The following is a 16,361-nucleotide window of genomic DNA, read 5'->3' on the forward strand; positions in this document are numbered from 1 at the left end:
ACTTTCTCACGAGAAATTGTTGAGAAAGTTTTTTTTTGAATTGTCTTGAAACTTGGTAGCGGTTATCATATGATTAACAGTAACAATAGCGAAGGTGGTGACGATCGTGATTGGGGAATGGGTCACATTGCTTCAAGAGTATCTGCAGCAGTTTCCATCTTATATTCAAATAGTGGGCTGGCTGATTGTACTATTTGTTTTGATATTTGCCGTTTTTCTGCTTTTCAGTTTGTTGCTAGGCCCGTTTATGTGGCTTTTCAATCGCTTGACAGATAAAAATCGTAGCAATGTTCTTGGTCATGAAGATTTTTTGATTGGTGAATTGACAGAAAAGATCGTCGGAAATACCCTCGGTGAAGTGATGGAGATTGGCAGTAAGACAGCGCGTTCTGTTTATCCGGCAAAGTTCTATAAAGAAGAGGATATTCGGGAAAAGCGAGAATTACCAGTCGGAACCAAAGTGATTATTGTTGATTTTGACAAAAAAGGTATTGCTTTAGTGGTAGAAAACCACAATTTTATTGAATAGGGAGTGTTGGAAAATGTTAGATACAGGGAATGCATTAGATTTTTTAAGTAATCCAATTTTATGGATCATCGTTTTAGTCGTGTTATTGATCGCATTTTTAATGATTCGTTACCGAATCGGCAAGCCAGATGAAGCGTTGATCGTAACGGGGTCATTTTTAGGTAAAGAAGGCATCAAGATTTTAAAAAATAGCGGAACATTCGTGATCCCAATTGTTCAAAAAGCACATAAATTGAGTTTACTGACGCATAAACTTGAAATTGGCACACCAGAAGTTTATACCGAACAAGGGGTACCGATCAAAGCAAGTGCGACGGTTTTAGTTAAAGTTGGTAACAGTACGGAATCGATCAAAACAGCTGCAGAACAATACTTAGGCAAATCAACCGGCGAGTTGGAAGATGAAGCACAAGAAGTACTGGAAGGCCACTTGCGGGCGATTCTAGGGACAATGACCGTTGAAGCAATTTACAAAAATCGAGATGATTTTGCGGAACAAGTACAAGAAGTCGCATCTACTGACTTGAAAAAAATGGGATTAGAGATCGTTTCATTTACGATCAAAGATGTTAGTGACAGTAACGGCTACTTAGATGCCTTAGGACGACCGCAGATTGCTGAAGTGAAGAAGAATGCAGAAGTTGCAGAATCAAATGCATTAAGAGAAACACGAATCAAGCAAGCCGAAAATGAACAGTTGGCACAGCACGAGGAAATTCGTCGCCAAACGGAAATCGCAGAAGCAACGAAAGATATGGCATTGAAACAAGCACAATACAAACAAGAACGGGAAGTAGCAGATGCTAAAGCAGAACAGATTGCTGTGGGCGAAAAAATGAAAGTCCAATTGATCGAACAAGAAAAGAACATCGAGATCCAAGAAAAGCAAGCTGAACTGACGGAAAAAGAATTGAATGCTACAGTCCGTAAAAAAGCAGAAGCCGATAAATATGTTGTAGAACAAAATGCCTTGGCAGATAAAGCAAGAGAAATTGCTCGTGCCCAAGCAGAGGCTGAAAAAGTGAAACTAGCTGCCCAAGCAGAAGCAGAGAGAATCGAAAAACTCGGTTCGGCAGATGCTGAAAGAATCGCTAAAGTCGGTCAAGCAGAAGCCGAAAGTCGCGAAAAAATGGCGATTGCTTTAACTAAACTGAATGAAGCAGGTATTTTGATGGAATTCATCAAAGTATTGCCTGAAATTGCCAAAGAAGTTAATGCGCCACTTAGCAACATCGATAAAGTGGTCAGCTTTGGAGGCAACGACGGACTCCACGACATGGGAGAAGCCGGCTTGGCACGGACATTTGATACTATCAAAGAAACAACTGGCCTCGATTTAGTCAATCTCATTAATCAAACCATGTCTACTAAACAAGGAAACAAAGAGTTAGTAGCAGCCATCGAAAGCCAAAAGCCAGTAGAAAATCAACCAAACACAGACAATGACACCCAACCAATCGAATAACCCAAACAACGCACTCAAACGAGTGCGTTTTTGCTGCGAATCACAACGAGTGGCTTGCGAAGCAAGGCAGAGTTGATGATGAGCAGCGGCGAGCAAAGCGAGCGTAGTAACCTTCGTATGAATCACTGCGACTGACACTCGAAAGAGCGGCAGAGCAGATGATGAGCAGCGGGGAGCAAAGCGAGGGTAGCAACCTTGAAAGAATTTTCTACGGCTGACTCTGGAAAGAGTGGAACGCAAGTTCTACTTAGTTCACAGTGAGAAGCTACTGTAGGCAAAGCATATGCCAAGTTGAATTTGGGGCAAGTCCTTCGCAAGTTTTCGTGTAAATCATAACAATCAAAAAAAGCTTCGAGAAACCTGCGGATCTTTTCTAAATTCTCCCTTAAAGAATTTTCATAATTATGTCTAAACTTTGAAATATTGGTTAAATTCTGACAATTCGTTTGTTTTTTTTAAAACTCTATGATACAGTTATTTCGAGTCATGAAATGGGGGATTAGTTTGCCGGAGAACGAACTTCAAAATGATTTTTTTCGTTATCTAATTGTTGAACGAGGCTATTCTGATAAGACCAAGTCTGCTTACCAAGAAGACATGGAGGATTTCTTTCGTTTTTTAAAAGAGTCTGGCAATGAAGACTTTCTTGCCATTGATCACCGTGACGTCAGAGTATACCTTAGTTTTTTGAATGAGCGCAATTACAGTCGCAATTCGATCAGCCGTAAAATGGCCAGTTTGCGGTCGTTCTATCACTTTTTAACGAAACACGAAGTCATTAAAGAAAATCCATTCGCTTATATTCACTTAAAGAAAAAGAACGCAAAATTACCGCGTTTTTTTTATGAAAAAGAAATGGAGGCACTTTTTGAAAGTGTAAAAGGGCACGAACCTTTGCAGCAACGAAATCGAGCTTTGTTGGAGATCCTGTATGGATCCGGACTGCGGGTCAGCGAATGCAGCAACCTAACCTTGTCAGACGTTGATTGGGAGAATGGTGTATTGTTGATCCATGGGAAAGGAAACAAGGATCGTTATGTTCCTTTTGGCAGCTATGCGCAAGAAGCGTTGCGAGACTATGTCTCAGCTGGACGCCAACAGTTGATGGAGAAACACCACAAACGGCATGAGATTGTTTTCGTCAATCATTTAGGTGACGGAATCACAGCGACGGGGATTGAGTATGTGTTGAATCAAATCATTCGCAAAAGTAGTTTGGACAGCAAGATCCACCCCCACATGTTGAGGCACACATTTGCCACTCACTTATTAAATCACGGGGCTGATATGCGGACCGTTCAAGAATTGTTAGGCCATGCCAACTTATCTACGACGCAGATCTATGCCCATGTCACAAAAGACAGCTTGCAAAAAAATTACCGCCAATTTCATCCAAGAGCTTAAAAATTGGCGACAGGAGGAAAGAATTATGAAATCACCTTTTCATTCAACAACGATTTGTGCTGTTGAAAAAGATGGCAAATTCGCAATGGCCGGAGATGGTCAAGTAACAATGGGAGAACAAGTCGTCATGAAGGGGACGGCACGCAAAGTACGCCGAATCTATAACGGTGAAGTCGTAGTTGGATTTGCTGGAAGTGTGGCAGATGCTTTCACACTGGAAGAAAAATTTGAAGGAAAACTCAATGAATACAACGGCAACTTACAACGTGCTGCTGTTGAGTTAGCGCAAGAATGGCGGACACAGCAATCGATGCAGAAACTAGAAGCAATGCTGATCGTGATGAATCAGGAAGAAATGCTCTTGGTTTCTGGGACAGGAGAAGTCATTTCACCAGATGAAGGGATTTTGGCTATCGGTTCTGGCGGCAATTATGCACTCGCTGCAGCTAGAGCGATGAAACGTTACGGCGGTGATCTTTCTGCAAAAGAAATTGCTGAAGGAGCATTGAATATCGCCGCTGATATTTGTGTCTTTACCAATCACAACATTATTGTTGAAGAGTTTTAAAGAGGGATGAAGCTATGACAAATCAAAATATATCACCAAAAGAAATCGTCAAAGAATTAGATCAATACATTGTTGGCCAAACTAGTGCCAAGAAATCTGTTGCAGTAGCTTTACGTAATCGCTACCGTCGTCTCCAGTTGGATGAGAAAATGCAGCAAGATGTGACGCCGAAGAATATTTTAATGATCGGACCGACTGGTGTCGGAAAAACAGAAATTGCTCGCCGATTAGCGAAGATCGTTGATGCGCCTTTCGTTAAATTAGAAGCAACTAAGTTCACCGAAGTCGGTTATGTCGGACGTGACGTGGAATCAATGATTCGGGATCTTGTGGAAAATGCCATCCAGATCGTAAAAAAAGAGCAATACAAAAACGTTCGGCTGCAGGCAGAAAAGAAAGCCAATCGTCGACTGGTTAAAGTACTGGTACCTGGAATCAAAAAAGAGCAAAAGAAATCCACGAATCCATATGAACAAATGATGAATATGTTCAATCCTGGTCAGCAGGCAGAAGAACCAAAAGAAGAACTGACGGACGAAATCCGCAGCAACCGTCAAGCCATTTATGAGCAATTAGAAAAAGGCTTATTGGACAATCGTGAAGTAACGATCCAGGTGGATGAACCAAAAACACAGTCACCAATGATGAACAATGGATTGGAACAAATGGGGATCGATTTGAATGAAACATTAGGTGCATTGAAACCGCAAAAGAAAATCGAACGGACAGTAACGGTAAAAGAAGCTCGAGAATTATTGATCCAAGAGGAATCTTCAAAATTAGTGAATGATGCGGATATCCATAGTGCGGCATTGCGTTTAGCCGAATCTAGCGGGATCATCTTCCTTGATGAAATCGATAAGATCACATCAAAATCGCAACAATCAGGCGAAGTTTCTCGTGAAGGTGTGCAACGGGATATTTTACCGATCGTAGAAGGATCACAAGTCAACACGAAATACGGCCCTTTACAAACTGACCATATCCTATTCATTGCTTCAGGTGCCTTTCATTTGTCAAAACCAAGTGATTTGATCCCTGAATTACAAGGACGCTTCCCGATTCGTGTAGAACTTGATGATTTAACGAAAGAAGACTTTGTCAAGATCCTGACGGAGCCAAACAATGCTTTGATCAAGCAGTATATTGCCTTGTTGGGGACAGAGAATGTGACAGTCACTTTTACGCTGGAAGCAATCCAAAAAATTGCGGAAATTGCCTTTCAAGTGAATCGCGATACAGATAACATTGGCGCCCGTCGCTTACACACAATTCTAGAAAAGTTACTTGAAGACTTATTGTTTGAAGCATCCGACATGCAAATGGGAGAAATCACTATTACAGAAGCGTACGTTGAAGACAAACTTGCTTCTATTGCCAAAGATGAAGACCTAAGCCGGTATATTTTATAAAGGGAGAGAACCAATGAAAACACTTTTAGAAAAGACACGACAAATCAATGAATTACTGCAACAAAAAAATACCTTCAATCTGGCATCTGATTTGCCTTATGATAAAATGGCGGTTATTTTAGGTGACATACTCGATAGCAATGCTTATATTATCAGTAGTGACGGTAGTGTGTTGGGATTCGTTGAGACGCATGATGTCAACAATGAACGTATCAAAAAGATGTTTGTAGAAAAACAGTTTCCTAAAAATTATACAAGTTTAGTAGATAATTTATCTTCGACAGAAGCAAATGTTCCCATCAGCAACGATATGACTGCTTTTCCTATTGAGATGCGGGAGTTATATCCGAATGGTTTAACAACAATCGTGCCCATTTATGGTGCAGGCGAACGGTTGGGCACGATCATTTTGTCTCGGATTGAAAAAACGTTCGATGACGATGATCTTGTCTTAGCAGAATACAGTGCAACTGTAGTTGGCATGCAGTTTCTTTATCAAAAATCCCGCAATATCGAAGAAGACGTTCGTAGTGCGACTGCCGTACAAATGGCGATCAATACACTGTCATACAGCGAATTGAAAGCTGTCCAAGCGATTTTTGAAGCATTAGAAGGGGATGAAGGACGTTTGACCGCTTCTAGTATTGCGGATCGAATCGGTATTACACGTTCTGTTATTGTAAATGCATTGCGCAAACTGGAATCAGCAGGTATTATTGAGTCACGTTCCTTGGGAATGAAAGGAACTTATTTAAAAGTGTTGAATAGTCGTTTCAAAGAGGAATTGAACAAACATCAATATTAGGAGATGGCGATATGACAGTTACGATCAGCGCAGGGCATTTGCAGGCAACAATTGCCGAAAAAGGAGCCGAACTGCAAAGTTTGATTGATGTGAATACCAACTTAGAATATATTTGGCAAGCTGATCCTGCACATTGGGGAAAGCATGCACCAATCTTATTTCCGATAGTGGGTGCGTTGAAGGACAATCAATACCGCTACAAAGGTGAAACGTATCATCTGCCACGGCATGGTTTTGCTCGAGACATGATGTTTGAAGTCGTGGAGCACAAAGTAGATTATGTTCGTTTACTACTAGCTAGCAGTGAGGAGACAAAGAGCAACTATCCCTTTGATTTTCAGTTGTTTGTTAGTTACGAATTAGGTGGAGACGGTCTTGTAGTCAAGTATCAAGTCGTAAATGATAGTCAGGAAGACATGTTCTTCTCTATCGGTGGTCATCCTGCATTCAATGTACCGTTAGGAGAGGATAATGTATTTGAAGATTTTTATCTCACATTCTCACCTAAGAAATCTCGTGTAAAATTGCCGTTGGTAGGCAATTATATCGATCTGGAGCAGCGGACATTGGGACAAACGAACACTGATCTACGGTTGACTCATGAGATGTTTAAGAACGATGCCTTGATTTATGAAACGAAAGGGTTGAATTCATTTTCGATCCGCAGTGAAAAATCTCCTCACAGTGTGACATTGAGCTATAATAATATGCCTTACGTTGGCTTTTGGACGACTTATCCAGTAGAATCTCCTTTTTTATGTATTGAGCCATGGGTAGGTATTGCAGATACCTTAGAGACTAGTGGCGAACTACATGAAAAAACAGGAATCCAACGCTTGGCAGCCAACGAGCAATTTGAAACGAAATATTCGATCACAGTTAAGTAAGCCTATGTGAATAAGAAAAAAAGAAGCTGGGACGAAAGTCATGAATGACTTTTCCCAGCTTCTCCTATTCTTTTTTATTAAGACCAAAAGAGATACGGCTCTCTGTGCCGTCTTTGATCCGCTTGATATTTTCACGATGACGGATAAAAATAAAACAGGTGACACCAATTGCGATACACGTCAATAACCAATTTTGTTTTGGTAAAATCATTGGTGCGACATAAGGCAATAGGATTGTCGACAAAGTGATCAAGCAGGCTGCAATCATACTTGTCAGGCTGACCATGCTGGTTATGAACAAACAAATCACAAAAATAAGCGCTGAATAAATGAAGAAAATTGGATTGTAGCCTAAAAGCATGCCTGCGCTGGTCGCCACCGCTTTCCCGCCTTTGAACTTGGCAAAAATTGGAAACGTGTGACCTAGAATAGCACAAACACCAAACCAAAGAGGATTGATTGTTGTGACTGAAAAGATCGCCGGCAAACAAGTAGCCAAGGTACCTTTCAGAATATCCATCAATAAAACAATGACGCCAGCTGATTTGCCAAGAACACGAAAGGTATTCGTAGTTCCTGTATTCCCGCTGCCAAATTGGCGAATGTCTTTTTTGAAGAATAGCTGACCGATCCAGACACCAGAGGGAATCGAACCGAGCAAATAAGCAATAAATAGTAACAGAATCGTCTTCATGATAACCCACTTTCCTTGAAAGTCTAGAGCAATTTTAGCATGAAACCGTCGCAGCAACAATAAGAAAATACTGAAGCTATGGATAAACGAGCAATGATAGATGGATCATCCAAAAGCTAAAAGTGACTTTGCCTTGTCGAACGGTAGGAAAAAGGATAAGATAGTTTAGAAAAATGTTCGCTTGAAAAAAGCCGATTTTATGTTAAGATTTTTTTTGCGAATCATTCATGTTGGGTTTCCGCGGAAACCCACTTAATTTAGTTAAAGGAGCGGTGGCTTTGGCAAAGAAAACCACAGAGTATAATGATGCCTCGATACAAGTCCTAGAAGGCTTGGAGGCAGTGAGAAAGCGACCTGGTATGTATATCGGATCGACTGACGGCCGAGGCTTGCACCATTTGGTCTACGAAATCGTTGATAATGCGGTCGACGAAGCACTATCAGGATTCGGGAATGAAATTGATGTCACTATCCACAAAGACAATAGTATCAGTGTGCGAGACAATGGTCGTGGAATGCCGGTGGGAATGCATGCTTCAGGAATCCCAACAGTCGAAGTCATCTTTACTGTACTGCATGCTGGCGGCAAATTCGGCCAAGGGGGCTATAAGACATCAGGCGGACTCCACGGAGTGGGTGCCAGTGTCGTAAATGCGCTATCAAGCTGGCTAGAAGTTTCTATCGTACGAGATGGTATCGAATACCAAGAGAAATTCAAAGATGGTGGCAAACCTGACGGTACATTGAAAAAAATCGGAAAGACGCGGAAAGCAACTGGAACAACCGTACGTTTCAAGCCGGATGACACGATTTTTACAACAACGAAATTTTCTTATGACACGTTAGCAGAACGATTGCGAGAATCAGCTTTCTTATTAAGAGGAGTGAAAATCACCCTAACAGATGAGCGGGCTGAATTGCAGCAAGAGGTCTTTTTATTTGAAGAAGGAATCAAAGAGTTTGTTGATTATTTAAACGAAGAAAAAGATACATTGACGCCTGTTGTGTATTTTTCTGGCACAAAAGAAGCAATCGAAGTGGAAGTTGCTTTCCAATATAATGATGGGTATTCCGAAAATGTCCTATCATTTGTAAATAACGTGCGTACGAAAGACGGCGGTACCCATGAAGTGGGAATGAAGATCTCTATGACTAAAGCTTTCAATGAATATGCTCGAAAGGTCGGCCTGCTGAAAGAAAAGGACAAAAATCTGGAAGGCAGTGATTTTCGGGAAGGTTTAGCGGCAGTTCTGTCGATTCGGGTACCAGAGAATCTGCTTCAATTTGAAGGTCAAACAAAAGAAAAACTAGGAACGCCGATCGCACGAAATGCGGTAGACAATGTGATTGGTGAACAACTGGGTTATTACTTGCAAGAAAATAGCGAGATGAGCCAAATGCTTGTCCGTAAAGCCATCAAGGCTCGGGAAGCGCGGGAAGCTGCTCGGAAAGCACGAGAAGAAAGCCGCAGTGGGAAAAAACGCAAAAAGGGCGAATCGTTGTTATCTGGAAAATTGACACCAGCCCAGTCTCGTAATCCGAAAAAAAATGAGTTGTACTTAGTCGAAGGAGACTCGGCTGGTGGATCAGCCAAACAAGGCCGAGACCGTAAGTTTCAAGCAATTCTTCCGTTACGTGGAAAAGTCATCAATACCGAGAAAGCCAAAATGCAAGACATTTTGAAAAATGAAGAAATCAATACTATGATCTACACGATCGGCGCAGGTGTTGGTCCAGAATTTTCGATCGAAGACTGCAATTATGACAAAGTGATCATCATGACCGATGCAGATACAGATGGTGCTCATATCCAAGTCTTGTTGCTGACCTTCTTTTATCGCTATATGAAACCATTGATCGAAGCTGGCAAAGTTTATATTGCATTGCCGCCTTTGTACAAAGTTTCAAAAGGCCTAGGCAAAAAAGCCGTAGTTGAATATGCCTGGACAGATGACGAATTAAACGCGGTGACCAAAAAAATTGGTAAAGGCTATATGCTGCAACGGTACAAAGGGTTAGGTGAGATGAATGCAGATCAACTTTGGGAGACTACGATGGACCCAGAAACAAGAACATTGATCCGTGTTCGAATCGATGATGCGGCACAAGCGGAACGACGGGTTACTACATTGATGGGTGATAAAGTAGAACCGCGGCGGAAGTGGATCGAAAGCCATGTCCAATTCAGCTTGGAAGAAGACGGCAGTATTTTAGAGAAAAAAGAAGAGACGATCCCTGGATTGGTCGAAGAAAAATTACAAGAAGCTGAGCAAATTTCAGCAATCAGCTTGTCTGAGGATTAGGAGGGGATCTCTTGGAACATAAAAACAATATACAAGAATTAACATTAGAAGAAGTGATGGGGGACCGTTTCGGCAGATACTCTAAATATATTATCCAAGAACGGGCATTACCGGATATTCGAGATGGCCTAAAGCCCGTTCAGCGACGAATTTTGTTTGCCATGAATCAAGATGGAAATACTTATGACAAAGGATTTCGTAAGTCCGCAAAATCTGTAGGGAATATCATGGGGAATTTTCATCCCCATGGAGATTCCAGTATTTATGAAGCCATGGTCCGTATGAGTCAAGACTGGAAATTAAGACAAATCCTGATCGAAATGCACGGGAATAACGGGAGTATGGATGGTGATCCGCCAGCAGCTATGCGTTATACAGAAGCCCGTTTGTCTGAATTAAGCGGAGAATTATTGAAGGATATTGAAAAAGATACCGTTGAGTTAGTTTGGAATTTTGACGATACCGAAAAGGAACCAACTGTTTTGCCAGCAAAATATCCCAATCTGCTGGTCAACGGGTCGACAGGGATCTCTGCCGGTTATGCAACTGAAATTCCCACACACAATTTAAGTGAAGTCATTGACGGAACGATTTATTTGATTGATCACCCGAACGCCTCATTGGATAAATTGATGGAATTCATTCCAGGTCCAGATTTCCCAACTGGCGGCATCTTACAAGGAAAAGAAGAAATCAAGAAGGCATATGAAACAGGTCGTGGGAAAGTGATCTTACGTTCAAAGACTAGAATCGAAGATATCAAAGGCGGCAAACAGCAAATTGTCATCAATGAGATTCCTTACGAAGTCAATAAAGCGAATCTGGTCAAAAAAATGGATGAGATTCGTTTAAACAAAAAAATCGATGGGATTGCCGAGGTCCGGGACGAAACGGACCGTACCGGTTTGCAAATTGTGGTTGAGCTGAAAAAAGATGCCAATGCTCAAGGAATTTTGAACTATCTATTTAAAAATACGGAACTGCAAATCAACTACAATTTCAACATGGTAGCCATCGATGAAATGCGGCCGCAGCAAGTCGGGTTGAAACATATCTTAGAAAGTTATGTGAAACACCGTCGGGAAGTCATTGCTAAGCGGAGCCGCTATGAGCTGAAGAAAGCGCAGAAACGTCAGCACATCGTTGATGGGTTGATGAAGGCTCTTTCGATCCTCGATGAAGTGATCGCGACAATCCGCAGCAGTAAAGACAAAAAAGATGCAAAAAATAATCTGGTCGTTCAGCATGGGTTTACAGAAGAACAGGCAGAAGCCATTGTAACATTGCAATTGTATCGCTTGACTAATACAGATATCACGCAATTACAGGCAGAAGCCCAAGAATTAGCTGAAACGATTCGCGAATTGACGAAAATTTTGAATGAAGAAACGGAATTATTAAAAGTCATCAAAAAAGAGCTAAGAGAAATCAAGAAGAAATATCACTCTGATCGGATGACCGAGATTGAAGCAGAGATCCAAGAAATCAAAATCGAGACCCAAGTACTTGTCGCCCAAGAAGATGTTGTGGTAACTGTTACGACAGATGGCTATGTCAAACGCAGCAGCTTGCGGTCTTATGGCGCTTCTAAGCCAGAAGAGTTAGGCATGAAAGAAGGCGATGCACTGCTTTATAGCGGGCAAGCAAGCACATTGGATCATTTGTTGCTGGTGACCAATAAAGGGAACGTCATTTATCGCCCCATTCATGAGTTGCCGGATCTCAAATGGAAAGATCTAGGGGAACATATTTCGCAAACGGTAATGAATCTAGCGACTGAAGAAACCATTTTAGCTGTATTCACCTATCAAGAACTTGATCCGCAAAAGAATTTCGTGCTGATTAGCAAAAACGGTATGATTAAACAAACAAGAATGACAGAATTTGAACCTTGGCGTACGTACAAGAGTCGGCCATTGACTATGATGAAACTAAAAGATGAGGCCGATGAACTTGTCAACGTGTATTTAGCGGATCAAAATGAGCCGTTGGATGTCTTTCTAGTTAGTTATCGTGCTTTTGGCCTACGCTATCCATTAGCCGAAGTGCCTGTTGTAGGACCAAAAGCTGCTGGAGTCAAAGCGATGAATCTTAAAGAAGATGATCAGATCGTCAATGGATTATTGGTTTACTCGGAAGGAGATACGCCTGTAATCATGGTCACTCAGCGAGGGGCGGTCAAACGAATGCTGGCTCAAGAAATCAGTCAGTTAGGACGAGCGAAACGAGGACTGATGGTTCTCAGAGAGTTAAAGAAAAATCCTCATCGGATTGTTTATATGGGAAGCGGTGAAAACCAATCCCTGATTTTGACTACTCAAAAGGGGCAAATGATCGAGATCGAGACGAATCAAATCCCAATCAATGACCGGACATCGAATGGGTCCTTTGTTACCGATGAAAAATCCGGCGGCTTGATCCATGAAGTTGCTCGAGTGATTGATCCTGCGATTCAAGAAGATTCTGTACTATAAGTTAAATGTAAAACACGTATCTGTACCAATACAGACGCGTGTTTTTTTCTATATAATTAATTTTTCACATTTTCAAAAAATGGACTTTAATAAAAAATTCACATTTAAAAAACGTTGATTTAAAAGCTGTTTCGTTGCATTTTATGTTTTAATAGCTAATTTTGTTAAAAATAATTCTTGTAAATGCTTGCAATGCAAACGCTTTGTGTTATACTATTCACGTAAAGCTGTTACACTTAGTGAACAGAAAATTTAAGGAGGTCCATCAAATGGAACAATGGAATGGATTTAAAGGAAAAACTTGGAAAGAAGAAGTTAACGTACGCGACTTCATCCAAGAAAACTACACACCTTATGACGGAACAGACGAATTTTTAGCTGGCCCAACTGAAGCAACTACAAAGCTTTGGGATCAAGTTATGGACTTGAACAAGCAAGAACGTGACGCTGGCGGCGTTTTAGACATGGATACTAAAATCGTTTCAACGATTACTTCTCACGGCCCGGGCTATTTAAACAAAGAGTTAGAAACAGTTGTCGGGTTCCAAACAGACAAACCTTTCAAACGCAGCTTGCAACCGTTCGGCGGTATCAGAATGTCAGAACAATCAGCAGAATCTTATGGGTATGAAATTGATTCTGAAGTTTCTCACATCTTCCGTGACTACCGTAAAACACACAACCAAGGTGTATTTGATGCGTACACTCCTGAAATCAGAGCTGCACGCCGTTCTGGTGTTATCACTGGACTTCCTGATGCTTATGGTCGTGGTCGTATCATCGGTGACTACCGTCGCGTAGCATTGTATGGTGTGGATTACTTGATCAAAGAAAAACAACAAGACTTGTTGTATTGCGGCAATGGCACGATGTCAGACGATATCATTCGCCAACGTGAAGAATTAAGTGAACAAATTCGTGCATTAAGCGAATTGAAAGAACTTGGTACAATCTACGGGTTTGATATTTCTCAACCTGCACAAACTGCAAGAGAAGCATTCCAATGGTTATATTTAGGCTATCTAGCAGCCATCAAAGAACAAAACGGAGCAGCAATGTCTCTAGGACGTACGTCAACTTTCTTGGATATCTATGTAGAACGCGACCTTAAAAATGGCGTGATCACAGAAGAAGAAGCACAAGAAATCGTTGACCATTTCGTAATGAAACTTCGTCTAGTGAAATTTGCTCGTACACCTGAATACAATGCATTATTCTCTGGTGACCCAACATGGGTTACAGAATCAATCGCCGGGATGGGTGAAGACGGACGCCACATGGTAACTAAAAACAGCTTCCGTTTCTTGCACACACTAGCAAACTTGGGACCAGCTCCAGAACCAAACTTGACTGTTTTGTGGTCAACACGCTTGCCACACAACTTCAAAACATTCTGTGCGAAAATGTCTATCCAAACATCAGCAATCCAATATGAAAACGATGATGTAATGCGTGGACATTGGGGCGATGACTATGGAATCGCATGTTGTGTATCTGCTATGCGCATTGGTAAACAAATGCAATTCTTCGGGGCTCGTGCGAACTTGGCGAAAACGTTGTTGTATGCAATCAATGGCGGGGTCGACGAAAAATCAAAAGCGCAAGTGGGACCTAAATTCCAACCAATCACTTCAGAATATCTTGATTACAATGAAGTAATGGAAAAATATGACACAATGATGGACTGGATTTGTGATTTGTATGTCAATACATTGAACATTATCCACTACATGCATGATAAATATTCTTATGAACGAATTGAAATGGCCTTACAAGATACAGATATCTTGCGTACGATGGCTACTGGTATCGCTGGATTCTCTGTAGCAGTTGACTCATTATCTGCTATCAAATATGCGAAAGTCCGCACAATTCGTGACGAAAACGGCATCGTTGAAGATTACGAAATCGAAGGCGACTATCCTAAATATGGAAACAACGATGATCGCGTAGACGATATTGCTGTTAACCTATTGAAAACTTTCATGAAGAAAGTAAAACGCACAAAAACTTACCGTAACTCAAAACATACAACATCGATCTTAACGATCACTTCAAACGTCGTTTATGGTAAGAAAACAGGGAACACTCCTGACGGACGCCGCGCTGGTGCGCCATTTGCCCCAGGTGCGAACCCAATGCACGGCCGCGATACACACGGTGCGTTGGCTAGTCTTTCATCTGTTGCGAAATTGCCATATGACTATTCATTAGATGGTATTTCAAATACATTCTCAATCGTACCTAAAGCATTAGGACGTGACGACGAAACACAGCAAGAAAACCTAGCAACTATGTTGGATGGTTATGCAGCAAAAGGTGGTCACCACTTGAATATCAACGTATTCAACCGCGACACATTGCTTGATGCACAAGCGCATCCAGAAAAATACCCACAATTAACAATTCGTGTATCAGGTTATGCAGTTAACTTCATCAAGTTGACAAAAGAACAACAAGATGACGTTATCGCTCGTACTATGCACGAAGCAATGTAATAGCAAAAAAAAGGCGGCGGATGGAACATTCCGCCGCTATTGTTATGAATCACTGCGACTGCGAAGCAGAGCAGATGATGAATAATACTAGGGGAACGAAGAGACCGTAGTAACCAAAGTCCGAAGGGAATCACTGCGACTGCGAAGCAGAGCAGATGATGAATACGGGGAACGAAGAGACCGTAGTAACCGAAGTCCGAAGGGAATCACTGCGACTGCGAAGCAGAGCAGATGATGAATACGGGGAACGAAGAGACCGTAGTAACCGAAGTCCGAAGGGAATCACTGCGATTGCGAAGCAGAGCAGATGATGAATACGGAGAACGAAGAGACCGTAGTAACAAAGCCGAAGGGAATCACTGCGACTGCGAAGCAGAGCAGATGATGACAAGCGTAGTTTGTTCATCAAACTATTGCCTCACTGCGAGTATGGGCGAGGAATCAATGGAATAAAACGATGCAACTTTATTTTTAGTTTCTTCAAGAAAGGAAGAGCAACATGTCAGTAACAGGACATATTCATTCAACAGAAAGTTTCGGATCAGTGGACGGACCAGGTATTCGCTTTATTGTCTTTATGCAAGGATGCCGGATGCGTTGTGAGTTTTGTCATAATCCAGATACTTGGAAAATCGGTGCCGGTATCGAACGGACGACAGATGACGTACTGGAAGAAGCACTCAAATATCGAGAATTTTGGGGAGAAAAAGGTGGGCTGACTGTGAGTGGCGGAGAACCATTGCTTCAGTTGGACTTCTTGATCGATCTTTTCCGGAAAGCCAAAGCTGCAGGGGTGAACACCACCTTAGATACGTGCGGAAAACCTTTTACTCGGGAAGAACCTTTTTTTAGCAAATTTCAAGAGTTGATGACTGTCACTGATTTGCTATTATTTGATATCAAGCATATTGATAATGATGCTCATAAGAAGCTGACCACACAATCCAACGACAACATCTTAGAAATGGCAAAATACCTTTCAGAAATCAATAAGCCAGTCTGGATCCGCCACGTGCTGGTGCCATTCAGAAGTGATTATGATGAGTTTTTGATCCGTTTAGATGCGTTTATCAAGACGTTGAATAATGTAGATAAAGTAGAGATTTTACCTTATCACACAATGGGTAAATATAAATGGGATGAATTAGGACTGAAGTATCCACTGGAAGGAATTGAGCCGCCAACACAAGATCGCGTGAAAAATGCAAAAGAGTTGCTTCATGTCGATGACTATAAAGGTTATCTTACCCGTTTACAAGCGTAGAGAAGATAACTATTGATTCTTTCCTATTTTTTGCTATCATTAGAAAGTGGAAAATGAA

At 41.5% G+C, this 16,361-nt stretch carries 13 protein-coding genes; 12 read left to right on the forward strand and 1 reads right to left on the reverse strand.

The annotated features are described in order from the left end of the window. Positions 1-103 precede the first annotated feature (103 nt). The 7 genes from IGJ45_RS06460 (at position 104) to IGJ45_RS06490 (ending at position 7,070) form a co-directional block, all read left to right on the forward strand. Positions 104-529: a hypothetical protein gene (locus IGJ45_RS06460; RefSeq protein ID WP_029486957.1), complete on the forward strand. Its 426-nt coding sequence runs from the start codon at positions 104-106 to the stop codon at positions 527-529. 13 nt (positions 530-542) lie between these two features. After that, positions 543-1,994: a flotillin family protein gene (locus tag IGJ45_RS06465; RefSeq protein WP_113849899.1), complete on the forward strand. Its 1,452-nt coding sequence runs from the start codon at positions 543-545 to the stop codon at positions 1,992-1,994. 486 nt (positions 1,995-2,480) lie between these two features. Next, the gene (xerC, locus tag IGJ45_RS06470) at positions 2,481-3,398 is read left to right on the forward strand and encodes a tyrosine recombinase XerC (RefSeq protein ID WP_005472287.1); all 918 of its coding nucleotides are present in this window, start codon (positions 2,481-2,483) and stop codon (positions 3,396-3,398) included. Positions 3,399-3,423: 25 nt separating this feature from the next. Beyond that, on the forward strand, positions 3,424-3,966 hold the full coding sequence (gene hslV, locus IGJ45_RS06475) for an ATP-dependent protease subunit HslV (RefSeq protein WP_003126982.1): 543 nt from the start codon (positions 3,424-3,426) through the stop codon (positions 3,964-3,966). 14 nt (positions 3,967-3,980) lie between these two features. Next, positions 3,981-5,378, forward strand: coding sequence for an ATP-dependent protease ATPase subunit HslU (hslU, locus tag IGJ45_RS06480; RefSeq protein WP_103299918.1), 1,398 nt, complete (start codon positions 3,981-3,983; stop codon positions 5,376-5,378). A 13-nt stretch (positions 5,379-5,391) separates the two neighbouring features. Then, positions 5,392-6,183, forward strand: coding sequence for a GTP-sensing pleiotropic transcriptional regulator CodY (gene codY, locus IGJ45_RS06485; RefSeq protein WP_003126985.1), 792 nt, complete (start codon positions 5,392-5,394; stop codon positions 6,181-6,183). 11 nt (positions 6,184-6,194) lie between these two features. Beyond that, entirely contained in the window at positions 6,195-7,070 is an 876-nt protein-coding gene (locus tag IGJ45_RS06490; protein WP_113849898.1) for an aldose 1-epimerase family protein, read from the forward strand. Positions 7,071-7,134: 64 nt separating this feature from the next. On the opposite strand, the gene plsY is transcribed toward IGJ45_RS06490, so the two are convergent. Further along, the gene (gene plsY, locus IGJ45_RS06495; RefSeq protein WP_003126987.1) at positions 7,135-7,764 is read right to left on the reverse strand and encodes a glycerol-3-phosphate 1-O-acyltransferase PlsY; all 630 of its coding nucleotides are present in this window, start codon (positions 7,762-7,764) and stop codon (positions 7,135-7,137) included. Positions 7,765-8,042: 278 nt separating this feature from the next. On the opposite strand from plsY, the gene parE reads away from it, so the two are divergent. From parE to pflA, 5 genes are all read left to right on the forward strand, one after another. Further along, positions 8,043-10,067 (forward strand): DNA topoisomerase IV subunit B, encoded by a 2,025-nt coding sequence (gene parE / locus IGJ45_RS06500; RefSeq protein WP_003126988.1) that lies wholly within the window; start codon positions 8,043-8,045, stop codon positions 10,065-10,067. A gap of 11 nt (positions 10,068-10,078) precedes the next feature. Next, positions 10,079-12,541, forward strand: coding sequence for a DNA topoisomerase IV subunit A (gene parC / locus IGJ45_RS06505; protein WP_003126989.1), 2,463 nt, complete (start codon positions 10,079-10,081; stop codon positions 12,539-12,541). A 269-nt stretch (positions 12,542-12,810) separates the two neighbouring features. Beyond that, positions 12,811-15,039: a formate C-acetyltransferase gene (pflB, locus tag IGJ45_RS06510; protein WP_003126991.1), complete on the forward strand. Its 2,229-nt coding sequence runs from the start codon at positions 12,811-12,813 to the stop codon at positions 15,037-15,039. A 231-nt stretch (positions 15,040-15,270) separates the two neighbouring features. Beyond that, positions 15,271-15,492: a hypothetical protein gene (locus tag IGJ45_RS06515; RefSeq protein WP_409540809.1), complete on the forward strand. Its 222-nt coding sequence runs from the start codon at positions 15,271-15,273 to the stop codon at positions 15,490-15,492. 46 nt (positions 15,493-15,538) lie between these two features. Next, positions 15,539-16,303 (forward strand): pyruvate formate-lyase-activating protein, encoded by a 765-nt coding sequence (pflA, locus tag IGJ45_RS06520; RefSeq protein ID WP_409531837.1) that lies wholly within the window; start codon positions 15,539-15,541, stop codon positions 16,301-16,303. The last annotated feature ends 58 nt before the right edge of the window (positions 16,304-16,361 follow it).

This window comes from Enterococcus sp. DIV0574, from assembly GCF_051711125.1.
Lineage (GTDB): Bacteria > Bacillota > Bacilli > Lactobacillales > Enterococcaceae > Enterococcus_D > Enterococcus_D gallinarum.